The sequence below is a fragment of the Streptomyces sp. NPDC048171 genome (genome assembly GCF_043202655.1).
Lineage (GTDB): Bacteria > Actinomycetota > Actinomycetes > Streptomycetales > Streptomycetaceae > Streptomyces.
Window position 1 is genome coordinate 54,784 of the sequence record NZ_JBIDAU010000006.1, and the last position, 24,556, is coordinate 79,339.

General features: G+C 70.0%; 24 protein-coding genes. 11 read left to right on the top strand and 13 right to left on the bottom strand.

The window, feature by feature from the left end; genetic code table 11:
• Positions 1-28 precede the first annotated feature (28 nt).
• Together ACGF3J_RS17740 and ACGF3J_RS17745 are read right to left on the bottom strand one after the other, a co-directional pair.
• Positions 29-727, bottom strand: a complete 699-nt coding sequence (locus ACGF3J_RS17740) for a class I SAM-dependent methyltransferase (protein ID WP_161329620.1) — start codon at positions 725-727, stop codon at positions 29-31.
• A gap of 104 nt (positions 728-831) precedes the next feature.
• Positions 832-1,035, bottom strand: coding sequence for a cold-shock protein (locus ACGF3J_RS17745; protein WP_003974443.1), 204 nt, complete (start codon positions 1,033-1,035; stop codon positions 832-834).
• Between the two features lie 291 nt (positions 1,036-1,326).
• Here ACGF3J_RS17745 and ACGF3J_RS17750 point away from each other — a divergent pair, with 291 nt between their 5' ends.
• Positions 1,327-2,175 (top strand): menaquinone biosynthesis protein, encoded by an 849-nt coding sequence (locus ACGF3J_RS17750; protein ID WP_161329621.1) that lies wholly within the window; start codon positions 1,327-1,329, stop codon positions 2,173-2,175.
• 82 nt (positions 2,176-2,257) lie between these two features.
• The gene (locus ACGF3J_RS17755; protein ID WP_393854261.1) at positions 2,258-3,955 is read left to right on the top strand and encodes a protein kinase; all 1,698 of its coding nucleotides are present in this window, start codon (positions 2,258-2,260) and stop codon (positions 3,953-3,955) included.
• Positions 3,956-3,997: 42 nt separating this feature from the next.
• On the opposite strand, the gene ACGF3J_RS17760 is transcribed toward ACGF3J_RS17755, so the two are convergent.
• Positions 3,998-8,572: an FtsK/SpoIIIE domain-containing protein gene (locus tag ACGF3J_RS17760; RefSeq protein ID WP_161326779.1), complete on the bottom strand. Its 4,575-nt coding sequence runs from the start codon at positions 8,570-8,572 to the stop codon at positions 3,998-4,000.
• A 286-nt stretch (positions 8,573-8,858) separates the two neighbouring features.
• Between ACGF3J_RS17760 and ACGF3J_RS17765 the strand changes: the two genes are divergently transcribed.
• Positions 8,859-9,161 (top strand): WXG100 family type VII secretion target, encoded by a 303-nt coding sequence (locus ACGF3J_RS17765; protein WP_202557588.1) that lies wholly within the window; start codon positions 8,859-8,861, stop codon positions 9,159-9,161.
• A 55-nt stretch (positions 9,162-9,216) separates the two neighbouring features.
• On the opposite strand, the gene ACGF3J_RS17770 is transcribed toward ACGF3J_RS17765, so the two are convergent.
• From ACGF3J_RS17770 to ACGF3J_RS17805, 8 genes are all read right to left on the bottom strand, one after another.
• Positions 9,217-9,897 carry a hypothetical protein gene (locus tag ACGF3J_RS17770; protein WP_161326778.1) on the bottom strand — a complete coding sequence of 227 codons (681 nt, stop codon included), beginning with the start codon at positions 9,895-9,897 and terminating at the stop codon, positions 9,217-9,219.
• Between the two features lie 473 nt (positions 9,898-10,370).
• Entirely contained in the window at positions 10,371-10,961 is a 591-nt protein-coding gene (locus tag ACGF3J_RS17775) for a hypothetical protein (protein ID WP_161326777.1), read from the bottom strand.
• Complete coding sequence (locus ACGF3J_RS17780) at positions 10,958-11,614, bottom strand: hypothetical protein (protein WP_346345963.1); 657 nt, start codon at positions 11,612-11,614, stop codon at positions 10,958-10,960. The genes ACGF3J_RS17775 and ACGF3J_RS17780 overlap by 4 nt, the downstream gene beginning before the upstream one ends.
• A complete protein-coding gene (locus ACGF3J_RS17785) occupies positions 11,601-11,984 on the bottom strand; it encodes a hypothetical protein (RefSeq protein WP_393854262.1) in 384 nt (127 codons plus the stop codon). Before ACGF3J_RS17785 ends, ACGF3J_RS17780 begins: the two co-directional genes overlap by 14 nt.
• Positions 11,985-12,043: 59 nt before the next feature.
• Positions 12,044-13,408 carry a hypothetical protein gene (locus tag ACGF3J_RS17790; RefSeq protein ID WP_346345962.1) on the bottom strand — a complete coding sequence of 455 codons (1,365 nt, stop codon included), beginning with the start codon at positions 13,406-13,408 and terminating at the stop codon, positions 12,044-12,046.
• Between the two features lie 4 nt (positions 13,409-13,412).
• On the bottom strand, positions 13,413-13,712 hold the full coding sequence (locus ACGF3J_RS17795) for a hypothetical protein (protein WP_161326775.1): 300 nt from the start codon (positions 13,710-13,712) through the stop codon (positions 13,413-13,415).
• A gap of 40 nt (positions 13,713-13,752) precedes the next feature.
• Positions 13,753-14,784 (bottom strand): hypothetical protein, encoded by a 1,032-nt coding sequence (locus tag ACGF3J_RS17800; RefSeq protein ID WP_393854263.1) that lies wholly within the window; start codon positions 14,782-14,784, stop codon positions 13,753-13,755.
• A complete protein-coding gene (locus tag ACGF3J_RS17805; RefSeq protein ID WP_161326774.1) occupies positions 14,772-15,428 on the bottom strand; it encodes a hypothetical protein in 657 nt (218 codons plus the stop codon). The genes ACGF3J_RS17800 and ACGF3J_RS17805 overlap by 13 nt, the downstream gene beginning before the upstream one ends.
• 325 nt (positions 15,429-15,753) lie before the next feature.
• On the opposite strand from ACGF3J_RS17805, the gene ACGF3J_RS17810 reads away from it, so the two are divergent.
• Positions 15,754-16,401, top strand: coding sequence for a hypothetical protein (locus ACGF3J_RS17810; protein ID WP_202557587.1), 648 nt, complete (start codon positions 15,754-15,756; stop codon positions 16,399-16,401).
• Positions 16,388-16,969, top strand: coding sequence for a hypothetical protein (locus ACGF3J_RS17815; RefSeq protein WP_161326773.1), 582 nt, complete (start codon positions 16,388-16,390; stop codon positions 16,967-16,969). Before ACGF3J_RS17810 ends, ACGF3J_RS17815 begins: the two co-directional genes overlap by 14 nt.
• Before the next feature lie 62 nt (positions 16,970-17,031).
• Here ACGF3J_RS17815 and ACGF3J_RS17820 read toward each other — a convergent pair whose 3' ends face one another.
• The gene (locus ACGF3J_RS17820) at positions 17,032-17,775 is read right to left on the bottom strand and encodes a hypothetical protein (RefSeq protein WP_161326772.1); all 744 of its coding nucleotides are present in this window, start codon (positions 17,773-17,775) and stop codon (positions 17,032-17,034) included.
• Positions 17,776-17,839: 64 nt separating this feature from the next.
• Entirely contained in the window at positions 17,840-18,733 is an 894-nt protein-coding gene (locus ACGF3J_RS17825; RefSeq protein ID WP_393854264.1) for a hypothetical protein, read from the bottom strand.
• A 500-nt stretch (positions 18,734-19,233) separates the two neighbouring features.
• On the opposite strand from ACGF3J_RS17825, the gene ACGF3J_RS17830 reads away from it, so the two are divergent.
• From ACGF3J_RS17830 to ACGF3J_RS17855, 6 genes are all read left to right on the top strand, one after another.
• On the top strand, positions 19,234-19,965 hold the full coding sequence (locus ACGF3J_RS17830; RefSeq protein WP_161326770.1) for a hypothetical protein: 732 nt from the start codon (positions 19,234-19,236) through the stop codon (positions 19,963-19,965).
• A gap of 15 nt (positions 19,966-19,980) precedes the next feature.
• A complete protein-coding gene (locus ACGF3J_RS17835; RefSeq protein ID WP_161326769.1) occupies positions 19,981-20,889 on the top strand; it encodes a hypothetical protein in 909 nt (302 codons plus the stop codon).
• A complete protein-coding gene (locus tag ACGF3J_RS17840) occupies positions 20,886-22,193 on the top strand; it encodes a CpaF family protein (protein WP_161326768.1) in 1,308 nt (435 codons plus the stop codon). The genes ACGF3J_RS17835 and ACGF3J_RS17840 overlap by 4 nt, the downstream gene beginning before the upstream one ends.
• Before the next feature lie 49 nt (positions 22,194-22,242).
• Positions 22,243-23,253 carry a type II secretion system F family protein gene (locus ACGF3J_RS17845; RefSeq protein ID WP_161326781.1) on the top strand — a complete coding sequence of 337 codons (1,011 nt, stop codon included), beginning with the start codon at positions 22,243-22,245 and terminating at the stop codon, positions 23,251-23,253.
• Positions 23,250-24,170: a type II secretion system F family protein gene (locus ACGF3J_RS17850; RefSeq protein WP_161326767.1), complete on the top strand. Its 921-nt coding sequence runs from the start codon at positions 23,250-23,252 to the stop codon at positions 24,168-24,170. The genes ACGF3J_RS17845 and ACGF3J_RS17850 overlap by 4 nt, the downstream gene beginning before the upstream one ends.
• 82 nt (positions 24,171-24,252) lie before the next feature.
• Positions 24,253-24,513, top strand: a complete 261-nt coding sequence (locus ACGF3J_RS17855; protein ID WP_030145342.1) for a hypothetical protein — start codon at positions 24,253-24,255, stop codon at positions 24,511-24,513.
• The last annotated feature ends 43 nt before the right edge of the window (positions 24,514-24,556 follow it).

Consider the following 24,556-nt stretch of genomic DNA (forward strand, 5'->3'; position numbering starts at 1 on the left):
GCCTTGCAGCCGGACGCACCAGCCCCGCTCACCTGCGCTGATCAGGTGCCGCCCCGTTCCTGCGACCTGATCCGCCGGACAGGCCCTGGCGGCGGGCGATCAGGCAGGCCTGCGGGACCTTCGCGGAGGTGTCCGCCTCCTGTACGCGCACCGTCCGCGACAGCACGGTGAACCCGGCCCGCTCCAGCAGCCCGGCCATCGCCTCCGGCCTCCGCCGCTCGAACTCCAGGGCGACCGGGTGGCCGAACGGGCGGTCGAGCAGGCTCGGCTCGTCGCCGACCTGGAAGCCGAGCAGCAGATGCCCGCCCGGGGCCAGCACGCGCCGGATCTCCCCGAAGAGGTCCGGCAGCCGCTCGGCCGGGGTGTGGATCGACGAGTACCAGGAGACGGCCCCCGCGAGGGCACCGTCGGGCAGGTCCAGCTCCAGCATCGAACCCTGCTCGAACCGCAGCCCCGGGTTCTCGCGGCGCGCGATCGCGAGCATGGACGCGGACAGGTCCAGGCCGAAGACCCGCAGGCCCAGCGAGGCGAGGTGCGCGGTGCCCCGACCGGGCCCGCAGCCGAGGTCGGCCACCTCCCCGTCCGGCCCCACCAGCTCGGCGAAGGCGGCCATGAGGGCGCGGTCGAGCGCGGTGCCGGCCCCTGTGGAGCGGTGGTGGTCGGCGTAGTCCTCGGCGATGGCGTCGTAGAACGTCCGGGTGGTGGTCACGAAGGCGGCGTCGGTCATGGCGGGACCCTAGCGGCGGGCACCGACAGCCGGCCCGGACGGCCCGGAAAGGGCAGGAGCCCCGTCGCCGTAACGGCGCGGGGCTCCTTGGGTACTGCTGTCAATCAGACAGGAGTGACGTTCTCCGCCTGCGGGCCCTTCGGACCCTGCGTGACGTCGAAGGACACCTGCTGGTTCTCCTCGAGGGAACGGAATCCCTGAGCGTTGATCGCGGAGTAGTGGACGAAGACGTCCGGGCCGCCGCCTTCCTGGGCGATGAAACCAAAGCCCTTTTCGGCGTTGAACCACTTCACGGTTCCGGTAGCCATAAGCCCTCCTTGGGCCCAAAGGGTTGCCCTGCTCCAGAACCAGCAAATGTGAAGACGGGAATTCCGCACAACTGCATACGTCTGAGAACGACGAGAGCCCGCGGTCACATGCTCCGCAGGCTCTGTACTGCAAGGGAAACCAAACTGCAACTTGCTGTGAGCCTAGCACGCGGCCACCCCGGCGCAACAGAGGTCAAGATCACTTCACCCGGACGTTTGAACACTTGCGCCGTTCGGCTGACGCCGGGGGGCGGCGGCGGACGGATCCGGGGGGAGGTCTAGCCTCGCGATGTGGACAATTCTCGCACCCGGCCGCGCGTCGGCCACATCCAGTTCCTGAACTGCCTGCCCCTGTACTGGGGGCTCGCGAGAACAGGCACGCTCCTCGACTTCGAGCTGACGAAGGACACCCCGGAGAAGCTCAGCGAGCAGCTGGTGCGCGGTGATCTCGACATCGGTCCCGTCACCCTGGTCGAATTCCTCAAGAACGCCGACGACCTCGTCGCCTTCCCCGACATCGCCGTCGGGTGCGACGGGCCGGTGATGTCCTGCGTGATCGTCTCGCAGGTCCCGCTGGACCGCCTGGACGGTGCCCGGGTCGCCCTCGGCTCGACCTCGCGCACCTCCGTACGCCTCGCCCAGCTCCTGCTCGCCGAGCGCTTCGGCGTCCAGCCCGACTACTACACGTGCCCGCCGGACCTGAGCCTGATGATGCAGGAGGCGGACGCGGCCGTCCTGATCGGTGACGCGGCCCTGCGCGCCAACATGATCGACGGCCCGCGCTACGGCCTCGACGTGCACGACCTCGGCGCGCTGTGGAAGGAGTGGACCGGCCTGCCGTTCGTCTTCGCGGTCTGGGCGGCGCGCCGGGAGTACGCGGAGCGGGAGCCGGTGCTCACGCGCAAGGTGCACGAGGCGTTCCTCGCCTCCCGCAACCTCTCCCTGGAGGAGGTCGACAAGGTCGCCGAGCAGGCGGCCCGCTGGGAGGCCTTCGACGAGCAGACCCTCGCGAAGTACTTCACCACCCTCGACTTCCGCTTCGGCGCCCCGCAGCTGGAGGCGGTCACCGAGTTCGCCCGCCGGGTCGGCCCCACCACGGGCTTCCCGGCGGACGTGAACGTGGAGCTGCTGCGCCCCTGATCCGCGCCGGACCCCGCGCGGGGCCGCCCACTACCCTGCTCCCAGGGACTGGCGTACCTGCTACGGGGGAGGGGTGGACGCCATGCGGCCGCTCGAAGTCGACGAGCCCACCGTCGTGGGTCCCTACCGGCTGCTCGGCCGGCTGGGATCCGGCGGCATGGGCCGGGTCTACCTGGGCCGCAGCGCCGGTGGCCGCACGGTCGCCGTGAAGATCGTGCACCCGCACTTCGCGCTGGACGAGGAGTTCCGGGCCCGGTTCCGGCGCGAGGTGGACGCCGCGCGCAGGGTGGGCGGCGCCTGGACCGCGCCCGTACTGGACGCGGACCCCGAGGCCCGGGTGCCGTGGGTCGCCACGGCCTACGCGGCCGGCCCGTCCCTCACGGCGGCCGTCGCGGACGGCGGCCCGCTGCCCGTCCACTCGGTACGGGCGCTCGGCGCGGGCCTGGGCGAGGCGCTGGCCGCGGTGCACGAGCTGGGTCTCGTCCACCGGGACGTGAAGCCCTCCAACGTCCTGCTCACCCTCGACGGCCCCCTCCTGATCGACTTCGGCATCGCCCGCGCCACGGACAGCACCGCCTCCCTGACGTCCACCGGCGTCTCGGTCGGCTCGCCCGGCTACATGTCGCCCGAGCAGATCCTCGGCAAGGGCGTGACGGGCGCGGCGGACGTGTTCTCGCTGGGTGCCGTCCTCGCGTTCGCGGCGACGGGCACGCCGCCCTTCCCGGGGGACTCCTCGGCCGCGCTGCTCTACAAGGTCGTCCACGAGGAGCCCCGGCTCGACGCCCTGGACGGGGACCTGCGTGACCTGGTCGCGGCCTGCCTGGCCAAGGACCCGGCCGCCCGCCCGGCCCCCGGCGAGGTCGCCCGGCGCCTGGCCCCCGAGGGCGCGGCCCGCCTGGTGACCGGCGGCTGGCTGCCGGGGGCGCTGGTGGAGCGGGTCAGCCGGAGCGCCGTACAGCTGCTGAACCTGGAGGCGGCGGACGCGTCGTCGCCGGGGCCGGTGTCGGGGCCCGTCGGCTTCAGCAGCCCGTCGGTCGGAGCGCCGGACGCGAACGGCGGTGCGGCGGACCCCGGCGTCTTCGGGCCGGCGCCGGTGATGCCCACGCCGACGGTGGCGCCCTCGGGCCCGGCAGCGAACGTGCCGGGTCCGCGCGACGCTGACCGCCCTCCGTCTCCCGCTCCCGGCAAACTGTCCGTCTCCGTCGCGGCCACCTCCACCCGGGAGGGCGAGGGACGGCGCGGCCGCCGGATCAGCTGCACGGTGGCCCTCGCGGTGGCCGGGGCGATGGCCGCGGTGACGGTCGGGTCGGTCCTCGTCCTCGACCTGCTGCCGGGCGGCGGCAGCGACGACAACGCCGACGACGGCGGCCGCGGCCCGTCGGCGACCGCGCCGTCGGAGCCCGGTTCCGGCGGGGACGCCGAGCCCGCCCCCGTCCCCGGCCGCTACCTGGGCACCTGGGAGGGCCAGGCCGTCGCGGTCGAGGGCAACCTGCCCCTCGGCACCTTCCGCCTGACCGTCCGCGAGGCCGCGGTCGGCGCCCAGCTGGGCACCCTGCGCCACACCGACCTCTTCGGCGGCACCTGCGACGACGTACTGACCCTGAAGAAGGTGACCCAGAAGCAGGTCGTCGCGAGCGCCGTCGGTGCCGAGGGCAACCGCGACGTCTGCAACCAGGCCCGCCACACCGTCGTCCTCACCCCGGTCGGCGACGACCTCCAGTACGCGTCCGACAGCGAGGACTCCGGGCGGCCGAAGGCGCGGTTGTCGAAGGTCCGGTGACCACGCCCGCCCTCGCGTCCCGGCTCCCCGGCCGGCCGGTGCTCACCCCGGCACGACCACCGTGCGCAGCTCCCCGTCGCCGAGGTGCAGCATGCCCTTGCCCGGCGCCACCGGGCCGCCGACCATGGCGCGGGAGACGCGCAGGCCGATGAGGTCGCCGCTGGAGGACTCCTGCGGGGAGAGCAGGATGCCGCGGCGGGCCTTCTTGGCGTCGACCTGCCAGCCGGAGAAGCCGCTGCACACGTCCTCCTCGTCACCGGCGATGACGAGGGCGAGGCCGCGTTCGGCACCCCGGGAGACGATCTTCTTCATCTGGCTCTCGGCGTCGCAGTCCTCCAGGATCTCGCCGTCGTCGATCAGGACGGCGATCGGCTCCTCCGGGCTGGCCTGGTCGATCAGCTCCTCGAACTCGTCCTCGTCGATGTCGTCGCCGGTGAAGACCTTCAGTACGCCGTCCGCGCCGTCCAGTTGCCGCATCGGCGACTGGCGGGGCGCGGCGACGACCAGGCGGGTGCCCTGGGCGAGGAGCGACTGGGCGACGTTCATCAGGACGGTGGAGCGGCCGGACTTGGCGGGCCCCGCGATGACGAACGACGGTACGCCGTCGGCGAGATCGGGGCCGAAGCCGACGATCTCGTCGCCGCCGATGCCGATCAGCGCCCACAGCCTGGAGCGGGACGCCTCCGGGTCGCGCAGCTCCCAGGCCTCGGGGAAGGTGATCCGGCTGGGCAGGCTGTCGACGCGGAACGGGCGCCGGGCGCGCGGCACTTCGGCGTCGCGGGCCGCCGCGGCCTCGCCGATCGCGGTGATCGCCGCCGCCTGGCCCTGCCCGGTGGTGTCCTCGGAGAGCAGCGCGAACTGCGTCTCCGTACCGGCCTCGTTGCGGAACGCGCGGCCCGGCGGGATCTCCTCGGGGACCTTGCGGGCCGGGATGCCGAGCGAGGCGAAGTCGCTGCGGTCGGCGAGGCGCAGGCCGTACTTGTCCTCGGTGAGCGTCGCGATGCGGCCCACGAGGAGGGTGCGGTCACCGGTCAGGACCAGGTGGATGCCGATGCTCGCGCCCTCGCGCATCATCGTCTGCAACTCGTCGGTCAGCGCACCGTGGTCCACCTCTCCGAGGGTCGGCACCCAGCCCTCCCAGCGGTCGAGGAGCACCACGATGTGCGGCAGCCGCTCGTCCTCGGTCACCGCGGCCCGCTGCTCGCCGATGTCGGCGAAGCCCTTGTCGGCCAGCAGGTTCTGGCGGCGGTCCATCTCGCCCTTGAGCCGGTTGACGAGCCGGACCACCCGCTCGGTCTGGTTGCGGCTGACGACCGCGCCGCAGTGCGGCAGCCGGGTCAGCGCGTTCAGGGCGCCGTTGCCGCAGTCGATGCCGTAGAGGTGGACGTCGGCGGTGGAGTGGGTGCGGGCCAGCGAGCCCGCGATGGTCCGCAGCACCTGGGAGCGGCCGCTGCGCGGGGCGCCGCCGATCATCAGGTGCCCGAAGGTCGCGAAGTCGACGACGACCGGGCGGCGGGCCTGGTCGGAGGGCAGGTCCTCGATGCCGTACGGGGCGGGCGGCAGCTTGCCCGGGGCGGCGCCCGCGAGGGCCGGGACCTCGATGGCGTCCAGCAGCAGCGTCTCGTCCAGCGCCGGCAGCCAGGGGCTGTGCTGGGCGGGGATGCCCATCGACCGGTTGGCGTCGCGCACCGCGTCGACCAGCACCTTGAGGTCGGTGATCTCGTCGTCCTCGCGCGACTCGGCCTTCGGCTTGGTCAGCGCGGCCCGGCCCAGGTCCTCCCAGCCGAGCGGCCCGACCCAGGGAGCGAGCGCGGCGGGGTCGGCGGCACCCGGCCGGCGGCCACCCACGCGGCCCGACTGGAAGGGGACCAGGGAGGAGTGACCGAGGCGCACGTAGGCGCGGCCCGGGGTGTTCTTGGAGATGTGCCCGGCCTCCGGGGAGTCGATGACGTCGCTCGACTCGCCGCCGTCGGTCACGCGCAGCGCGATGCGGAGGTTGGTGTTGGCGCGGATCTCGGGGGAGACGACACCGCTGGGCCGCTGGGTGGCGAGCAGCAGGTGGATGCCGAGGGAACGCCCTCGCTGGGCGATGTTGACCAGTCCCGTGACGAAGTCCGGCAGGTCCCGCACCATGGACGCGAACTCGTCGATGACGATGAGCAGCCGCGGCACGGGCGCATGCGAGGGATCTCGTCTCACCAGATCCTGGTAGTCCTCGATGTCCTTGGCGTCGGCGGCGGCGAGGATGTGCTCCCGCCGCTTCAGCTCGGCGCCCAGCGACTCCAGGGCCCGCTCCACGAGGTGGGCGTCGAGGTCGGTGACCATGCCGACGGTGTGCGGCAGCTTCACGCAGTCCTTGAACGCGGACCCGCCCTTGTAGTCGACGAGGACGAAGGTCATGTTCTCGGGCGTGTTCGCGACGGCCAGCGCGGCCACGATCGTCTGCAGCAGCTCGGACTTGCCGGAACCGGTCGTACCGGCGATCAGGCCGTGCGGCCCGTCCTTGCGCATGTCGATGCCGAAGGGACCGTCGTACGACTCACCGATGACGGCCATCGTCGACTGCCCGCCCATCCGCCACCGCGCGCTGATCGCGTCGGGCGTCGGCGGCTCCAGCTGGAGCACGTCGAGCAGCCGGCTGGCGCCGGGCAGCGCGGAGTCCTCGGTCTCGCCGCTGATGTCGCGGAGCGCGGACAGCGAGCGCGTCAGCCGCAGACACCACGCGGGCGTGACGAAGTCGGGCCGCACGTCCGTGATCCGCTCGACCCCGGCCTCCTCGACACGCAGCCGCAACTTCTCGGTGCGGGCCCGCTGTTCGGGCTCGGCGGCCGCGTGGCCGTGCCAGGCCTGGAACGACGGGAATCCGCCGGGCGTCTGCTGGGCGGCGGCCTGCTGTCCGCTCTCCTGCCGCCCCGGGTCCTCCGCCTTGGGCTCGGCGACGACGAACGCCTGGCACTCGCCCGGCAGGAACCGCTCCTCGGAGTCGAGGCACACGGCGAACATGGACACCGCCGGCCCCTCACGCAGCAGCCGTACGACACCCGGCAGGGACCGCAGCCGACGCGACCCGTCCCATACGACGACGATGTCCGGGTCGCTGAAACTCGCTCCGGGCCCCCCGCCGCCCTTCTGCTCGGCGGCCTTCTTGCGGGCGTCGAGGATCTGCGTCAGCTCGCCGATGCGGGCGCCGACGGTCTCGGCGTCGGTACCGATGAGGACGTTGACGTCCTGACCGCCGGTGGGCCGGGAGTGCGGCAGCCAGCGCACCCAGTCCCACCCGGGCTGCGCCGAGTTCTCACTCAGCACGTAGAACTGCACGTCCATGGGGCTGTGCAGCGCGGCCGTCTGCGCGACCGCCCAGCGTCCGAGCGACCGGGCGGAGTCCCCGGGGCCCGCGATGCCGATGACGCCGAGGGAACGCAGGGAGAGTGCGACGGGCGCGTCCTCGATCTTCCAGGTGACCTGCCGGCGGTGGTCGTCCTGCTCGGGGTCGTCGAGGACGACCTCGGAGGGCAGTTGCCCCGTGCCGACCCGCAGCAGCAGGTGATCCCGATCGGTCCGCCGTCGCTCCCACAACCGCGTCCGCGGCCCCGTCCCGACGGACAGTACGACCGCCGGGTCGGGAATGGCGTGCCGCCGGTCGGTCCGCTCGGTGACCAGCGCGTCCTGCGCGTCCTTCTCGATCCGGGCCTTCTGCTCCTCGTACTCCTTGACCTGCTTGGCGTGGGACTTGCGCCCGTGCTTCTTGTCGTTGAAGTAGTTGGCGAAGAGCAGGATGGGGCTGAGCCCCGCCATGATCAGGTAGTACCAGCGCCCGAAGACCGCCACGGCCACCACCGCACCCACGAGCGGGGTCAGCGCCATCAGCCAGGGCAGCGGCCGTGCCTCGTACTCGCGGGGCGGCGAGGGCAGCCGGAAGTTCGTCTGCCGATCCGGCGGACGCAGCCGCGGCGGCCGGTTGTAGTCCAGCCCGACCCCGTCCTCGGACCACTTCAGAGCGGCGTTGGGCGGCGAGTACCGGGCCAGCTCGACGAGCGAGTTCCCGACGGCTATCTGCGCGCCGAGCGGCCACTCGTCACCGTCCCGGTCCTTCATGGACTCCCCGTCGAGGGTGACCCCTTCCTTCTCACCGTGCACGGCGACCTTGCAGGTGCCGTCGGTGGACACGGAGAGGGTGAGGGCGCGCGCGTCGACCTCGGGATCGTCGATCCGGACGTACGACGCCGCTCCGCTGCCGATGTCGTACTTCCCGACGCCGAGCCGGTGCACGAACCCGGCACCCGGCCCGCCGACGATCCGCAACTCCACCAGCCCGGTGGGCTCCCCGGGCAGACACCCGGACGGATCCTGGAGGGAGACGACGGCGCCCTCGCGCAGCGGCGAGCCGACCACGGTGGCGGACGGATCGACGGCGTACCCGTCGACGTAGACGAGCGGCGCGCCGCCCGCCGGCGCCTGACGCTGCTGCCCGATGGGGATGACCTGCGCGCCCGCGACGCCGACCTGCTTGGCCAGCTCCTCGGCGATGTCACCCACGGTGGACTCTGGATCGGCGTCGAGCACGACGTCGGCGGTGCCACCGCCGAACGGGTCGACGACGGTCAGGGTCAGTCGCACGCTTGTCCTCCCCAGGCGAGCCCCTGGAGCCGCTTCCACACCACGGCTCACAGTCCAGGCGACGATATCCGCTGGGTGTCGCGGTCCGGCAACAGGGAGGTGACCGCACGTTCCCGAAGGCAACGCAGGGATGTGACACCAACGGCCTCACCCGTAAGCTGCTGCCTCAAGAGCGGACGATCACACCGGTCGTGACATACGACCGGTCTGACCGGTGCGCCGGTTCGATCCGCAAAGAAGGAGCCACGGGGGTTGGCCCTGCGGCGTTGTGAGAGGAAGCGGCTTCATGGCCAAAGACCTTGACATCACATACCAGGACATGCGGGATGCGGCCAAGCATGTCGTGAAGGAGAAGGAAAAGCTCCAGGAGAAGCTCGACGGCCTCCGCAAGTACATCGCGAACCTGGTCGAGGGGGGCTACGTCACGAAGTCCTCCTCCAAGGCCTTCGACGACAACTTCGACGAGTTCACCAAGGGCGCGAAGGACACGCTCGACGGCCTCGACGGCATGGGCGACTACCTGACCACGGCCGCGGACAAGTTCGAGCAGATCGACGAGGAACTGGCGAAGCAGGCGCGGAGCAAGTAGCCCCGACACGGCTGACCCGCCCTTTACGGCTGACCCGTCCGGTACGCCGGGCGGGTCAGCCGTCGGCGAGGGGCTGGCGGAGAAGGTACCTGCGCAGCGCATTGCGCGGCTCCACCGTCCCCAGGCGCAGCCAGGAGCGGTCCCGGAAGCGGAGCAACACGATTCGGGTGTCGAACTCGCCGTTGAAGGGGTCGACGAGGACCGCCTGGGAGGCGGAGAGGCGGGCGACGATCTTCATGTGCTTCTCGCTCCCCGTGGTCACGCGTGTCGGCGGAGCCGCCAGGACGATCCCGTCCTCCATCGCGAGGACGAGCCGCTCATGATGTGTGGAGTGCCCGTACCAGCTCAGCAGGGAGCGGCCGGCGTCGCCGCCCCAGTTCCCGTCGAAGACCCCGTCGAGTCCGCGCTCGGCGATGAGGGCGTCCCTGCGCTTGTCGTCCGCGTCCTTGGCGCGCAGTCGCTCCTTCTCGGCCTTCGTGGCGAGGGCCCGCTTCAGCGCCTCCTCCGCATACGACAGAAGGGACAACAGCATGACGAGCGGCGCGAACAGCACGGCGAGCGCCGCACCGACCATGCCCAGGGGGCGCAGCCTGCCCGGCCGGAGCGGGGGATTTCCGGCGGCCTGGAGTACGTGCGCGGGGGGTTGGGGGATCTTGTCGATCGTGCACCACTCACTCGCCTCGGCGTGCACTCCGAGACGCTCCGCTGCCGCGCGCTGCTCGCTCCTGGATGCCACGTCGGCCCCTCTCGCCTAAGACTTCAGTACCTGCACCCCGGCACCGGAGTGACGTGGTAAACCCCTCACCGAGGCAGGGGAAACGAACATTCTCACGACGGGTGCTTGGATACGGCAGTCACGAGATGGGGCTATCTCAGGGCAGATGTCGCTATGCATGTCGCCGATCGCCTTGATCAGATCCGCGTGCGCTTCAGTCGGTCGCCGCGTCGGCCGTCCCTTGCCGAATTTAGCCCAGCAACGCGCTCGTTAGGTGCGATATCACCGACCTTGTCCAGCTCGCTGATGGAGCCGAACGTCTCCCTCAGATACTGGAAGATGGTGCCGCCGAGAGGCAGGTCACTCATACGGCAGCCCGGCCCCTGTCTGGCGTTGGGGGCAAGCTCACTGTCCGTATCGATCACGGGCCGGTGCCGCCACTGGGTACGAGCCGGACGGCTGTCCGCCGCCGGATCCGCACTGCCGAGCAGTCCTCAGTCCGGCACGCGCAGCCGCACGCTCCTCGCGAAGTCGTCGATCGCGTCGAAGGACGCCTCCAGGAGGGCCGGGTCGTCGTAGTGGCCCTTGAGGAGCAGATCGATGTTGTGGGACGGGTCGTTCCACGCGTAGCTGACGGAGAGCATCAGGTGGCCGTCGGGGGCGGTCCAACTGCGCAGGCAGCGCAGGCCCGTGCCGAAGTGCGGTGAGTCGAAGGGTGTCGTCTCCACGCGCTCGCTGGCCTCGGCGGTCCCCGGATCGGGCTCTGCCATCATGCTCAGGTGCAGCTCGCTGTGCTCCTCGTCGCAGGCGAACTGCTTGGCGAAGAACACCAGCGGCGCCGCCTGGGGCGGCATGGGTCCGAATAGGTAGGCCTGATCGGCCTCGACGCGGTGGCCCAGCATGGCCGCCGACCCTTCAAGGAACTTCTTCATCTGCCGCTTCTCGCGCCAGGTGAGCTTGCGCTGATGGAGCAGCCCGGTCGCCTGCAGTTGCAGGTCCAGCCACTCGGCGAACTCCGACTTGCCGAGCCGCAGCGGCATGTGAAACCAGAGTCCGGGGTCGGCGTCGGTGTCGACAATCATCATGTGTGGCTCCAGCGGAACGTGGTCATCACGGCGTCGAACAGTTCGACCAGGGTCTCGGTGAACTCGGTGTCCATGTCCGGTGCGACCAGCGTGCTGAACGAGAACGTCAGCCACTTGGCCGGTGAGCTGTGCGGGATCGGCACGGTGTACTGCACCCGCCATGACGGGGCCTCGACCCCCCGATCCGGTGCGGCAGGCAGCTTGCGCAGGGTGCGTACGGCGGCCGTACCGTCGAGCTCCCGTGCCGAGGCCTCCTCGGCGCCCCGCGCGAGGTCGACGAGCACCGACTCGGGCTTCGTTCCCCCCGTTGGCGAGGCCAGCGGCTCGGAGGCGATGAAGGAAGCCGGAATGAGCATTCCGTGCATGCGCTCGACAGGGAGGTACAGCGTCAGCCCGTTGGAGTCGCGCGCCTTCCGGGCGGCCTGCTTGAGCTCCTTGACGAGCTGCATCCTGGCCTTGGGGATGTCGTCCTTCGGGAAACCCGCTGGGAGCTGCGACACGGAGGTCCTCACGATCCGCTGAATCGCGTCCTTCGTGCCGGACTGGAGCGGGATCGTGTCCCAGCCGGGCGGCGGTACGAGATTGAAGCCGCTGGGGACGCGCCCGGAAGGAGTGTCCTCCAGGTGGTCCATGGCGTTCTCACGAGGCGGCACTGCGGTTCCGGATCCTTTCCGCGATTGACGTCGCACCAACCAGCACGGTGAACAGTGGGGCTCCGACGATGCCCGGCCAGAAGGAGGTGAAGAGGCTGGGCAGCAGCAGGGCCCAGCCCATCGCGAGGTCGCGGGTCAGCAACGGCGGCCGGGCGCTGGGCACGAGGTTCCTGACCAGGATCCAGAGGAGATGCAGCAGGCAGCCCGACAGCATGATCCAGTAGATCCAGAAGGCGGCGTCACGTGTGGAATCAGGCAAAACGAGTGCGATGCCGATCAACGGGATGATCGATACCAGAGCCCCGATGATGGTCACGCGGACCCGGAAGTTCGCTCCTGTGCCCAACTGTTCTCTGACCGACCCAGCCATGTCTCCCGCTCTCCCTGCTCAACACACCGGACGGTTGACCGGCGCTCTTGTCCGAGTGATCACCAGTGCGTGTCCGGTGCCGGCATCCAGCCGCTTTCCTTCCAGGTGTTGTAGTCCTCGTTGTAGGGCTTGTCGCCCGGTAGCAGGTCATGCTTGGCCAGCCAGCCCATCGAGTCGCTCTTGCTCAAGGACTTGTCCATGACGTCGACGGCCATGCCACCGTACCCGGCGGTCAGGGCTGCTCCGTAGCCCACGTTTCCGAGTGCCGTGGTGCCGCTCGACACCGCGCCGGGAAAGGTGCCCTTGTTCGCGCGCAGCTGTCCGAAAAGTCCGGCGGCCTCGTCGTCCCCCAGATGCATCCATTTGGAGGCCGCCGAGACCTCGGCAGGTCCCTTGGTGACCAGACCGGCTTCTCGGGAGATCTTCTTCAGTGTGAAGTGCCGAAGATCGGAGAAGAATTTCCGGGACACATCGTCCTGTGCGCCAGCCATGGCCCTGCTCAGGTCGTTCAGCATGCTCTTGTGGGAGCGGAGACCTGCCTTGAGACCCGCAGTCCTGCTGGTCTGGGCGGCGGTGGAGGCGGCCTTGTTCGCACCCTTGAGCGCGTTGATGCCCCCTCGCCCGATGCCCATCAGAAGCAGGCCGCCGATGTCGAAGGCGAGGTCGGTCCAGGACGCGTCACCGGAGGCGACCAGCAGGGATCTGGTCAGAATGGTCAGTACGGCGATTCCCAGGACCAGGAGGTTCAGCCCAGGAATCCAGATCGCGACGATGCCGGCGATGGTCGCGATCCACCCGAGACCGTCCAGGACTTTCTTGATCCAGTCCGCGTTGTCGTGCACCCATCCCTTGACATCGTCCCACCACGAGTCCTCGATGACGTCGTCGATCTCGTCGCGGATCTTGCCCGCATGATGGCTCGCGCGGGTGTCCCGATTTCCGGTGATGGTGCTCAGCCGGGTGCGGTACGCATGGAGAGGGTCGTCGTCGGAATGGCCGGTGCCGCTGGGTGAGGCCTGCGGAGTGTCCTTGTCGCCGGAGCCGGACTTCTTGGCCTTGTCCGCCTCGATCTCGTCCTGCTTCTGCTTGGCCTGGTGCAGCACTTTGTCGGCGTCGGACTGGAAGTCCTCCAGTTCGTTCGACCATTTGGTGAGGTGACCGTGCACACGCTCATATCGGCCGGCCACCTCCCGCATGTGTTTCTCCAGCGTGGAGGACTGGTCGCGCAAAGCCTTGACGTACTTGCCCTTGAGGGTCTCGTCGTCGCTGATCGCCTTGAGGTTCTTGGCCTGGTCCCGGAGCTTCTTGGCCACCGAGACCATGTGCTTGACCTCGGCACGGATCTCCTCGGGGTCGCCGGGAACGGGATCGGATTCGCAGAGCGGCTGCCAGTCCACCGGACGGCGCTTGGATGTCGGTGTCACGGCGTCACTTCTTTTGCTTCTTCTTGTCCTTCTTGGCCAATTGCTCGTCGAGATCCTCGAAGGCCTTCTTACTGCCGGCCACGAGCTTGCCGACCGACTCGATGGACTCGACGAGTTTGGTGCGGTAGTCGTCCCAGTTGTCGACGAAGTCCTCCATGGCCCCGGCGATGTCACCGGAGCCCCAGTGCTCCTTCATGTCGTCGCGGCGGTTCTCGATGTCCTCGAAGGTCTTCTTGAGCTGGCCGAGCTTGCGCTCACAGTCCGCGAGGAAGTCGTAGTCGACGGTCAGATCCGGTTCTCCCACTGTGGGCCCTCCCCTCGCGTGTGTTCGCGCTGTTCTGTTTTCAACGGTTGACCGCCTGGATCTCCTGTACGACGACCTCCTGGCCGTTCCCGAACGTCCCGTCGGGCAGGTCGCCGCCCGCTCCTCCCGAGCCCGTCCAGGCGACCTCCCACGTGACCGTCGCCTGGAGGTCGAACGAGCCGTCTCCGGAGCTGCGGAAGTACTTGATGCCGCAGGGCGGGGTCTGGTCGGCCTTGCCCTTGGTGTAGGGCTCGCCGATCGAACCGTCGTCGTTGATCACGCACTCGCCGGAGGCGGGGTAGGTTTCCGCGTCGGGCGTGCCCGGCTCCAGCTTGAGAGAGACGGGAGTGGCAGTCGTGGTGGCTTGTATGTTCAGGCCGCCGACATCGAGTTCTGCGGTAACCGAGACCTCTTTGAACGTTGCTTTGTCCAGCCAGGCCCAGGTCGGCAGATTGACCTTGGTAGCGCCGGCTGGAGCCAAGGTCACGTTAGTGGTGGGCAACCGGACGTGATTGTAGGCGAGTTCGGCGAGGATCTCCGGGGTCACCGCATTCTCGACGTCTGGGGCGTCCCCGTTCTCCACCCAGAAGGGCTCCTCGTCGCAGAGCTGCGCCTCGGGCTCCATCCAGCGGTCCTCGTCCTGTACGGCGACCCACCAGTTACCTGCGTCGGCCTCGTCCAGGTTGTAGTTCTCGTACTTCCCGTCCTTGTACTTGTCCCGGAACATGCCGACCGAGGTCTTGGCATAGCTGTGCTGCCCCGGAGTGTTGACGGTCTCGCTGTACATGTCCTCCACGTACTTGGAGAACTCCTTGGCGGAACGGGGCTCGTACCAGCAGGCGGGTGGGGTCCAGTCGCCGACAGGGGTGACATTGCCGCCGGACGCACCCCTGCCCTGGCCAGTGGTGGTGTACGTAATTCTGGAAACCAGATCGCCACCGGACTGGGTGCCCTCGGCATCGATCTCGGACTCGGACGCGCCCGGCCCTTTCGCGTGCGCTGTTCCAGCGGCCAGGGCGAGAGTGATGACGAGGGCGCTCGTTGCGGATGCACCGCGAGTCAGGGCGCGCACGTCTGGTCTCCCCTCTTCGACTGGACTTCCGTGGTCTGCCAGACGCCCTTGTCATTCTTCTTCAGCTGAGTGCTGTAGGTGACGTACGTACTCTCGTCGGAGGGAGTCTTGTCCACTTTGCCGGTCTTGCGGTTCTTGTTGTATGCCTTGCTCTCGTCAGCGCAGTACACGACTGCGGCCGTGTCTTCGTCCGCGACTTTGATGTCGGGTTTGAAGTAGCGGGTGACGCCCGTCCAGGTGAGGTCCTCGTCCAGCCAGGCCTGGATCCATTTCTGGGCGCTCATGAGGGCATTGCCCTGGCGGTAGTACGCAACGGTCGCAGAGTCGGCATTGCCCCGGATGATGGCGTCATCGACCGCGTTCACTGTCTGGGCCACGTCGGACAGCACTGCGTCCTCGGCGACCTCTCCGGTCTCCCAGTTCTCGAACTTGTTGTCGACATCCTTGGGAAGGGTGATCCTGGGGCGATCGGACGGCGCTGACGGGCTCTTGGCGGACGGAGTCGCCTCTGCGGGCTGGCCGGTGTCGGCCCCGGCGATCTGTTCGTTGTCCGGGGATTTGTCGTCCCCGCCACCGCAGGCGGTCAGAAGCAGAGCTGCGGCAGCGGCGAACGCAGCAGCAACGGGCAAAGTACGGCGCTTCACAGTGATCTCCCCGTGAGACAGATGTGCTGTCAGGACCTCAGACGCTAGCTGCGAGGTTCCTGGTTTCGCCAGAGCGAACTTCACCCAGAACAAGTGATATGCCGGATTTATAAGCCTACGCGGTGCGCTTGTGTGGCCTGATTGTCACGTCGCGGGCGGCGGCGCACGAATCCGGTTTCTCCCGGGGGAGCCGCGATTCCTGGCCAGAATCAACGGAAGGTGCAGGGGGCGGCCTCGTGGTGGTCGGCAGTGACGATTGCTGAGGTGCCGCTCTCGCTAAGGTGGCCCCGGACACTTGGGTGTGACTGAAGGGGTCTGGGACAACTTGACAGACGACATACCCCGCACCGGCGGCGAGCCCGTGTGGTGGCGCGTGGACTGGGTCCGGTGGCTGCTGTTCAGTGTGGTGTGCGCGGGCGGTTCGCTGGGGCTCTCCTGGCTGGGGCCTGTTGTGGCGTTCCCGTCTGTGGTGCGGGGCGCAGGGGCGCTGCTTGCCATCCTGGTGCTTCCGCTCGCGTCGCTGCTCATTCCGTTGCTCACATTGCGGCGGGTGCCTCGCAAGAAGAGGAAGCTCGCGTGGCAGCTCATCGTGCCGCTGACCGCCGGAATGGCCATGGGCTTCCTGGGGACCGAAGCCGGCGGTCAGGCCGCCCTGGCGGACCGGGGTGCGTGGACCGACGCGGTGGTCGTCGCCGTGGACGACAGCAGCACCAACCACTGCGACCTGCGCTCCGTCGACGGACAGGCGATATCCCCCTCGCTCTCGGAGGGTGACGGCTGTGAGGACTGGGTGGAGAAGGGCGACGAGATGCGGGTGCGGTACGACCCCGAAGGCATCGCCGGCCCGACTACGGACAGGGACATCAGCTACAACGGAGGGCTGCTCGCCGTGCTCTTCGGGGCTGCGGTCGTGATGGGTACCTGGGGTGGCGTGCGGCAGAGCAGGTGGGATCGGGAGTATGACGGGGTCTGACCGGGGGGCGGTCGGCGAGAGGGGCGACGGTCGCATCCGGGTGCGGGGCGTGGTCGGGCTGTTGCTGTACCTCGTGGTGGGCGGGGCGCTGCTGGTCCTGGGCATCGGGGGCACGCGGTGGTTCTCGCGTCACATCGCGCCGGTGTTGTACGACCTGCCCGGTGGCTCCTGGGCGGTCGGGGGCGTTCTGGGGGTGTTCAGCCTGGTCGGGTGGGTCGGCGCGATGTCGAGTCGGTTCGAGAGCCCTGGCGCGGCCCGTACGGGCGGCAGGTTGCCACGCGCGGCGCGCGTCGTGGCCCGTGGTGTGTGCTGGGCCGCCGCGCTGGCGCCGGTCATCTTTCTGATCAGCGGCCTCCGAGGCAGGAACTGCCGGTCGTACGAGCCCGGTTGCGCGTACATCTCCGGGACCGGTCCGGCGGTGCTCGCGTACGTCGTTGTCGCGGGCGGAGTGGGCTGGCTCTCCTACCGATGGCGCCGCGCCCGTGTTGAGGAGCGCCGTGCGCGGGAGCGGGGGCGTTTGCGGAAACTGCGGAAAAAGGGCAAGGGGAAGAGCCGCGGCGCCCGGTAGCAGTAGGTAGAGCTGAGGCTGGGGCTAACAACCAGTAGTGAGGGCCAATTGGCCTCACACCGTCACGCCAGCTTCGCGTTCTGCGCCTTCACCACGGTCGGCGAGAGCTTCGCGTCGCTCGGCCTGGCGTTGGCGATCGCCATTCCGTCGACCGAGAAGTAGACGGCGAGGGTGTCGCCGCTGCGGACGACCTCCGTGTGTACGGTGTGCTGAACGTCGCGGACGGTCAGCGTGGACTTGAAGCCGAGCGCCTCGTCCCCGGCGGGTGTGACCTTCTCCGCCGTGACGGAGTCGTAGGGGCTCTCGCTCTCCTTCGACTTGGCCGTGAAGCCGCCGCCGCACCCCTCCACAGCCTTCTTCACGTCGGCCAGGGCCGACGCCGCGCCCCCGGACGCGTAGCTGGTCAGGGTGATGTACGTGTAACCGATGCCGGTCTTGCGCTCCGACTCGATCTGCCCCGAGACCGAGCGGGTCAGGTCGGCCCGAGGGTCGCCCAGGGGCAGTTGGTTCATGGCGAGCGCCAGCGGCGCGCAGAGGGGCTTGTCCGTCGTCAGCTCGTCCGGGGACTTGGCGAAGAGGAACTCCTCGTCCATCTCGTCCACTTTGAGTCCCTTGACCTCGGATGTCGTGACCATTGTCTTCGCCAGATACTCCGCCGGTGAGGGCTGCTTGGCCGCGGTCTCGGTCGTGTCCGGCTTTCCGGCGGCCGAGTCCGCGTCCGTACCGGAGTCCCCGCCGCACGCCGTCAGCGTCGCGAGAGACAGCAGGGTCAGGGTGGAGAGGGCGGCCTTCGCGGCGCGGTGCATCAGGGGCTCCTTGGTGGGGGGGAGAGAGAGGGAGAGGCGAGGGTGGGTGGCGGGCGGTCGGCGGTCAGGCCTCGTCCACCAGCTTCCGCAGTTCGGAGGAGAGTTCCGGCACCCGGGCGCCGGCCGCCTGCGCTTCCGCGATGGCGCGTACGTAGGCCAGCGCCTCCTGTCGTAGGCGCTCCTTCTCGCTGCCCTGGCGGCTGCCGACCAGCCAGACGTACAGGGCGACGGGCACGAGGGAGAGAGCGCCGTAGCCGACCGGCTCGCTCGACGTCGCGGCATAGGCCGCGCCGCCACCGCCGAGCAGGAGCAGCAGACAGCCCGCCTCGGTGTGCCAGCCGCCCTCGTTGACCCTCCACTCGTACTCCGATACGGCGGCGGGCTTCGGCGGTACGGCGACGGGAGCGGAAGGCGCCTCGGGAGGGGGGACATCCGTCGCCGGGGGCCGGACGTCCAACGGTGCTACGGCCGGATACGACGGCACCGGCGCCGCCCCCTTCCCGCCCTCGGGCGACGTCTTGCCCTCCAGCCACGGCGGGATGTGCGTCAGTGGGATGCCGTGTGCGCGGGCGATGCCCAGGGTCTCGCGGTAGCCGGCCAGCGCGGGGTGGTTCAGCGCGCGCCTCCAGCGGGTGTACGCGTAGGCGACCAGGGCGGTGCCGACCACGACGAGGCATCCCGAGGCGGCCAGTACCGCGACCAGGCGGTGTTCGCTCAGCGTGCGGATCGTCGGGACGACGACCGGCAGGAGCAGGCCCACCGTCAGGGCGAGGATCCCGAGCCAGGCGGACGGGTGCCGGCGCTCCCCTTCCATCGCCCGCCGCCGCTGCGCGAGCAACGCGCTCACCGCGCCGTCGTCCATGTAGTCGACCTCGTGCCGGGCGCTCACGGCGCGTATCGCCTCCGCGGCCCGCGGGTCCGCGGCCAACGCCGCGCCGTTGACTGGCAGAAGGTCCATCAAAGCCCCCGGTGATCTCTCCGTGCTCGCCCCGTCACTGATCCGAGCGAAGATCATGGCACGCCCGGTCCGCTCCCTCGTGAGTGAATCGTGCAGGCCTGATGGGCGCACCGTGACGAAGAGCACGCGGACGGTGCCCGGCGGTGCCGTGTGTGGATTCGCGCGCGCACAGTCGAAGGGGCGTTTGTCGCGCGGTACTCAAGGGGGTTCCGTGGGCGCGAAGTTGCAGATGAGTAACGGTGGGCAGGGCGGAGGTACGGGGGGCGGGGACGCCTTGAGGGGCTTATGTGTGGCTGATACGGTGCGATGGCTTGACACCCGCCTCACTGCTGGTCATTCGCCCAGGTAGGACGGGTGTGTGAGGGGATGTCCGGGGGCGTCACCGGTCGGGTGGGCGCGGGTGGACTGTCCGAATTTGCAGATGATTCTGCGTACTTGGGTCGTCCTGGCTCGGGTGTGAACGTGGCAGACAATTTCTTGGTCGTACGGGGAGCGGTTGCGTGAAGATCCAGGAGCGTACGGGGGCGGGCGCGGGGCGTTCCGCGGCTCCGGCTCAGCCGTCGGTCGGTGACCGGCTTCCCAGCCCTCCTCGCGAGCGCAAACCGGCGCTCGCGGCGTTGGCTGTGCTGCTGATTCTGGTGGGTGCGCTGGGAGCCACGATGCTCGTACTGCGGGCCGGGGACCGGGTGGAGGTCGTCCGGGTGACCTCCGACATCCAGGCCGGCGAATCCGTCGGCAACAACGTCGAGTCCGTGATGGTGGCCGCCGACGACAGCATCAACTACATCCAGTGGACGCAGCTGGAAGCGCTCAAGGACCTCAAGGCCAAGTCCACGATCTACAAGGACACGGTCGTGATGGGCCAGATGTTCGCAAAGCAGGAGCAGATTCCCGCGGGCAAGGCCTCCGTCGGTGTCGCCCTGAAGGAGGGGCAGTACCCGGCCGGCATCAAGTCGGGTGACATCGTCGCCGCCTACCGCGTCGGCGCCAACGGCTCCGGCAACGGCTCCAGCAACGACTCCGACGCCTCCGGCGGTGACGCGTCGTCATCCGCCTCCGGCGGAGCGATCGTGCCGGACGCCCGTGTGAACGGCGTGTCCGACGACAGCGACTCCACCGTGAGTACCGGAAGCAAGTCCCTCACCCTCCTGGTCGACGAGGCCGACGCCGCGGCCCTCGCCTCGGCCGCCGCCGCCGGCGAGGTCGCCGTCGTGCGCGTCCCCGGCAAGTAGAAGGGGCCCCATCCCATGGCCCTCATCGCACTGGCCGCCGACAAGGGTTCCCCCGGCGTCACCACCGCGGCCGTCGCCCTCGCGGCGGTCTGGCCGCGTCGTGTCCTGCTCGCCGAGACCGATCCGGCCGGCGGCGACCTGGTGTACCGGTCCGCCGCCGCGCACGGCGGCCCGCTGAACCCGAACACCGGCATGCTGTCGATCGCCGCCACCGCGCGCCGCGGCCTCGTACCCGACCAGCTCTGGGACCACGTACAGCCCCTCAGCGGCGGCCTCGAAGTCCTCGTCGGGCTCGGCATCTCGGAGCAGGCCGCCGGGCTCGCGGGCCTGTGGCCCACCCTCGGCCGGGCCTTCGCCTCCCTCGCCGACTCACCGAACGCGCCCGCCGACGTCATCGCCGACTGCGGCCGCATCAGCGGGGACAGCCCGGCGACGGAGCTGTTCCAGCACGCCGCGCTCGTCCTCCTCGTCTCCCGTACCGAGCCGGAGGCCATCGCCCGCGTGCGCGACCGCGCCGCCGCCCTGTCCAACAAGCTGCACGGCGGCCCGCGCGGTGCGGCCAACGCCGGTATGCCGCTGATCGGTGTCGTCCTCGTCGCCGACACGAACAACGCCGCCAAGCTGTCCGGCCAGGTCAACGACATGCTCGTGCACGCCCAGACCGGCGCCCGCGTGGTCGGCACGATCGCCGACGACCCGGCGGGAGCCGACCAACTGGCCGGGCGCAGGCGCGGGCGGCTGGAGAAGTCGCTGCTCATCCGCTCGGCCCGCAAGGTCACGTCGGACCTGTACCAGCAGTTCGGCGCCGCCTGGTCGATGCCCACCGGACCCACCGGACCCACCGGGCCCACGGGCCACAACCCCGCCGGCCACAACGGACCCGCCGGCACCGGCATGCCCGGCCACGCGGGGGCCGGCCGATGACCGCTGTCGACCACTCGTTGGTCAAGCGGTTCCGGCAGGATGCCGGCGACCGCATCGCCGAGCAGCGCCGCCAGGACCAGGCCGCAGGCGTCACGCCGATGTCCACCGAGGACGAGCGGCACTACGCCCGCGCGGTCATAGCCCAGATCCTGGAGGAGTACGCCCGCGCCGAGATCAACGCCGGGCGCACGCCGCTGGACGCGGAGACGGAGGAGGCGTACGCCGCCGCGGTGCACGCCGCGCTGTTCGGCGTGGGGCGGCTCCAGCCGCTGCTCGACGACCCCGAGGTCGAGAACATCGACATCAACGGCTGCGACCACGTCTTCGTCGGCTACTCCGACGGACGCGAGGCGCGCGGCGAGCCGGTCGCCGAGACCGACGAGGAACTCATCGAGCTGATCCAGATCCTCGGCGCCTACTCGGGCCTGTCGTCCCGCCCCTTCGACTCCGCCAACCCGCAGCTCGACCTGCGACTGCCGGACGGTTCACGACTGTCGGCGGTCATGGACGTGGCCCGGCGCCCCGCGCTCTCCATCCGCCGCGCCCGCATGGGCAAGGTCTTCATCTCCGACCTGGTCGGCAACGGCACCCTCGCCCCAGAGCTGGGTCACTTCCTGGCCTGCGCGGTGCGCGCCCGCAAGAACATCATGATCGCCGGTGCGACCAACGCCGGAAAGACGACGCTGCTGCGCGCCCTCGCCAACGAGATCCCGCCGCACGAGCGGCTGATCACGGTCGAGCGCGCGCTGGAACTCGGCCTCGACACCTTCCCCGACCTGCACCCCAACGTGGTCGCGTTCGAGGAACGGCTGCCCAACTCCGAGGGCCAGGGCACCATCAGCATGGCGGAACTGGTCCGCCGCAGCCTCCGTATGAACCCCTCCCGCGTCATCGTCGGCGAGGTGCTCGGCGACGAGATCGTGACCATGCTGAACGCGATGTCGCAGGGCAACGACGGCTCGCTCTCCACGATCCACGCCAACAGCTCGCACGAGGTCTTCAACCGCATCTCCACGTACGCCCTCCAGGCGTCGGAGCGGCTGCCGATCGAGGCCAGCCAGATGCTGGTGGCCGGCGCGGTGAACTTCGTCGTCTTCATCCAGCGGCGCAACAACTTCCAGAGCGGCGGCCGCCTCCAGCGCGTGGTCACCTCGGTCCGCGAGGTGAACGGCGTCGACGGCCGCGTGCTGTCCAGCGAGGTGTTCGCGGAGGCGCCCGACGGCCAGGTCGTACCGCACGCCCCCATAGCCTGCCTGGAGGAACTCATCGCCTACGGCTACCGGCCCAACGGAACGTGGGGGTGACGCGGAGATGCAGATGAACACCCTCGCGGCCCTCGACTCGCTCGGCTCCATGGGCGGCCTGTTCTCCACGACCGTCCTCTACTCGATCGGCTGCGGAGTCGCCGTCGGCGGCGGCCTCGCCCTGTTCCTCGTCGCCGTACGCGGACTGCCCGTCAAGCCCGAGCACGAGAAGCGGCAGGCGAGCGAGCGCGCCAACGAACTCATCCGCTGGGCGGGCCGGCGCGGCTCCCTCGCGGCCATCGTCGGCCTGGTCGTCCTGCTGCTCACCCGCTGGGCGGTGCTGGGCATCGCGGCCGGCGTCCTCGTCTTCTTCTGGGACCGCCTCTTCGGCGGCGCCGCCGAAGAACGCGCCGCCATGAAGCGGGTGGAGGCCCTCGCCTCCTGGACCGAGTCGCTGCGCGACACCATCGCCGGCGCGGTCGGCCTGGAGCAGGCCATCCCTGCCTCGGCCCGCGCCGCCGCGCCCGTACTCCGCCCCCACCTGGACTCCCTGGTCGACCGGCTGCGCTCGCGCACCCCGCTGCCGGACGCGCTCCAGCACCTGGCCGACGAGATCAACGACGCGTCCGCCGACATCATCGTCGCGGCGCTGATCCTCAACGCCCGGCTGCGCGGCCCCGGTCTGCGGCAGGTCCTCGGCGCGCTCGCCAAGTCGGCCCGCGAGGAGGTCGACATGCGCCAGCGCGTGATGGCGCAGCGCGCGTCGACCCGCCGTTCGGTGCAGATCGTCGTCGCGGTGTCGGTGCTGTTCGTCCTCGGCCTGTCCGTCTTCAACCGTGACTTCGTCGAGCCGTACGGTTCGCCCGTCGGCCAGCTCGTGCTGGCCTGCGTGTGCGGGCTGTTCGCGCTGGGCTTCTGGTGGCTGCGCAAGCTGTCGACCATCGAGACGCCGGAGCGCTTCCTGGTCCGGGACGGCTCGGATGTGCAGTTCGTGCGCCCGCGCACCCCGGGTCAGCAGGGCAACTCCGGCCTGCCGGGCCAGCCGGGTCAGCCCGCGCAGCGACTGCCGCAACCGGCACAGCCGTCGCAGGCGTCTGGTGACGAGGGGGTACGACGATGAACCTGACCATGCCGGTCCTGGTCGGCGCCGTCATCGGCCTGGGCATCTACGCCCTGGTCCGCGCACTGATGCCGAGCAGACGCAGCCCGATCCAGCAGGTCGCCCGGATCGACGCCATGCGAGCGCGCGGGGCGGCGTACGGGTCGTCGCGGGCGGCGCAGGACACCAGCCGCCTCGGCTCGCTGCGGGCCCAGGTCGGCGCGCGCGTCGCCGAGTTGTACCTCCAGCAGGGCTGGGAGCAGCGCTCGCTGCGCGCGGACCTGGCGGTGCTGGACCGCAGCTGGGAGAAGTTCCTGGCGACGAAGGCGCTGCTGGCGGCGGGCGGTCTGTTCTTCGGCCCGTTCCTCTTCGCGATCGTATGGACGCTGGGCTTCGGCGACAGTCCGATCATCCCGGTCTGGCTGGCCCTGCTCTGCGCGGCGCTCTTCTTCTTCCTGCCCGACCTGGAGGTCCGCAGGGACGCCGCCGAGAAGCGCCGTGACCTGCGGCGCGTCATCGGCGCGTACCTGGACCTGGTCTCCATGAGCCTGGCCGGCGGACGCGGTCTGCCCGAGGCCCTGATGGCGGCGGCGGAGGTGTCGGACGGCTGGGCGACCCACCGCATCCGCAACGCCCTGGCCGACGCGCGCATCACCGGCATCAGCCAGTGGCAGGCGCTGGGCCAGCTCGGCGAGGACCTGGGCGTCGAGGAACTCAAGGACCTCTCCGCCTCGCTCGCCCTGGTGGCGGACGACGGCGCGAAGGTCCGGGAGTCCCTGGCCTCCCGCGCCGAGACCATGCGCCACCGCGAACTGTCCGAGATCGAGGGCAGCGCAGGCGAGAAGTCCCAGTCGATGCTCGTGGCGCAGCTCCTGCTGTGCGCCGGGTTCCTGGTGTTCCTGATCTATCCCGCGGCGATGCGGGTGTTCCAGGTGTGACGCCGCCGAAGCCAGTGACGCCAGCCGCAGGCCACTCCGGGCCGCATCGCTCCCAGAACCGACACGAGAGGACAGACTCACCATGAACGGACGCAACCTCCGCACCGGCACCACCGGCATCGTGCCCGTGGACTTCCTGATCACCTTCCTGCGGGCCCGCGTGGACCGCGCCCGCTCCGGCGAACTGGACCGCGGCGCGTCCGCCGTCGAGTGGGTCATCATCTCCGCGGTCGTCGTCGCGATCGTCGGCGTGGTGGCCGCCATCATCAACGCCGCGCTCAGCGACGGCGCCAACAAGGTCGGCGACTGCATCAAGGGCGCGGACGCGGGCAAGACCTGCTGACCGGCCGACGTACGGCGCTGACGGGGACGATGTGACGGGACGG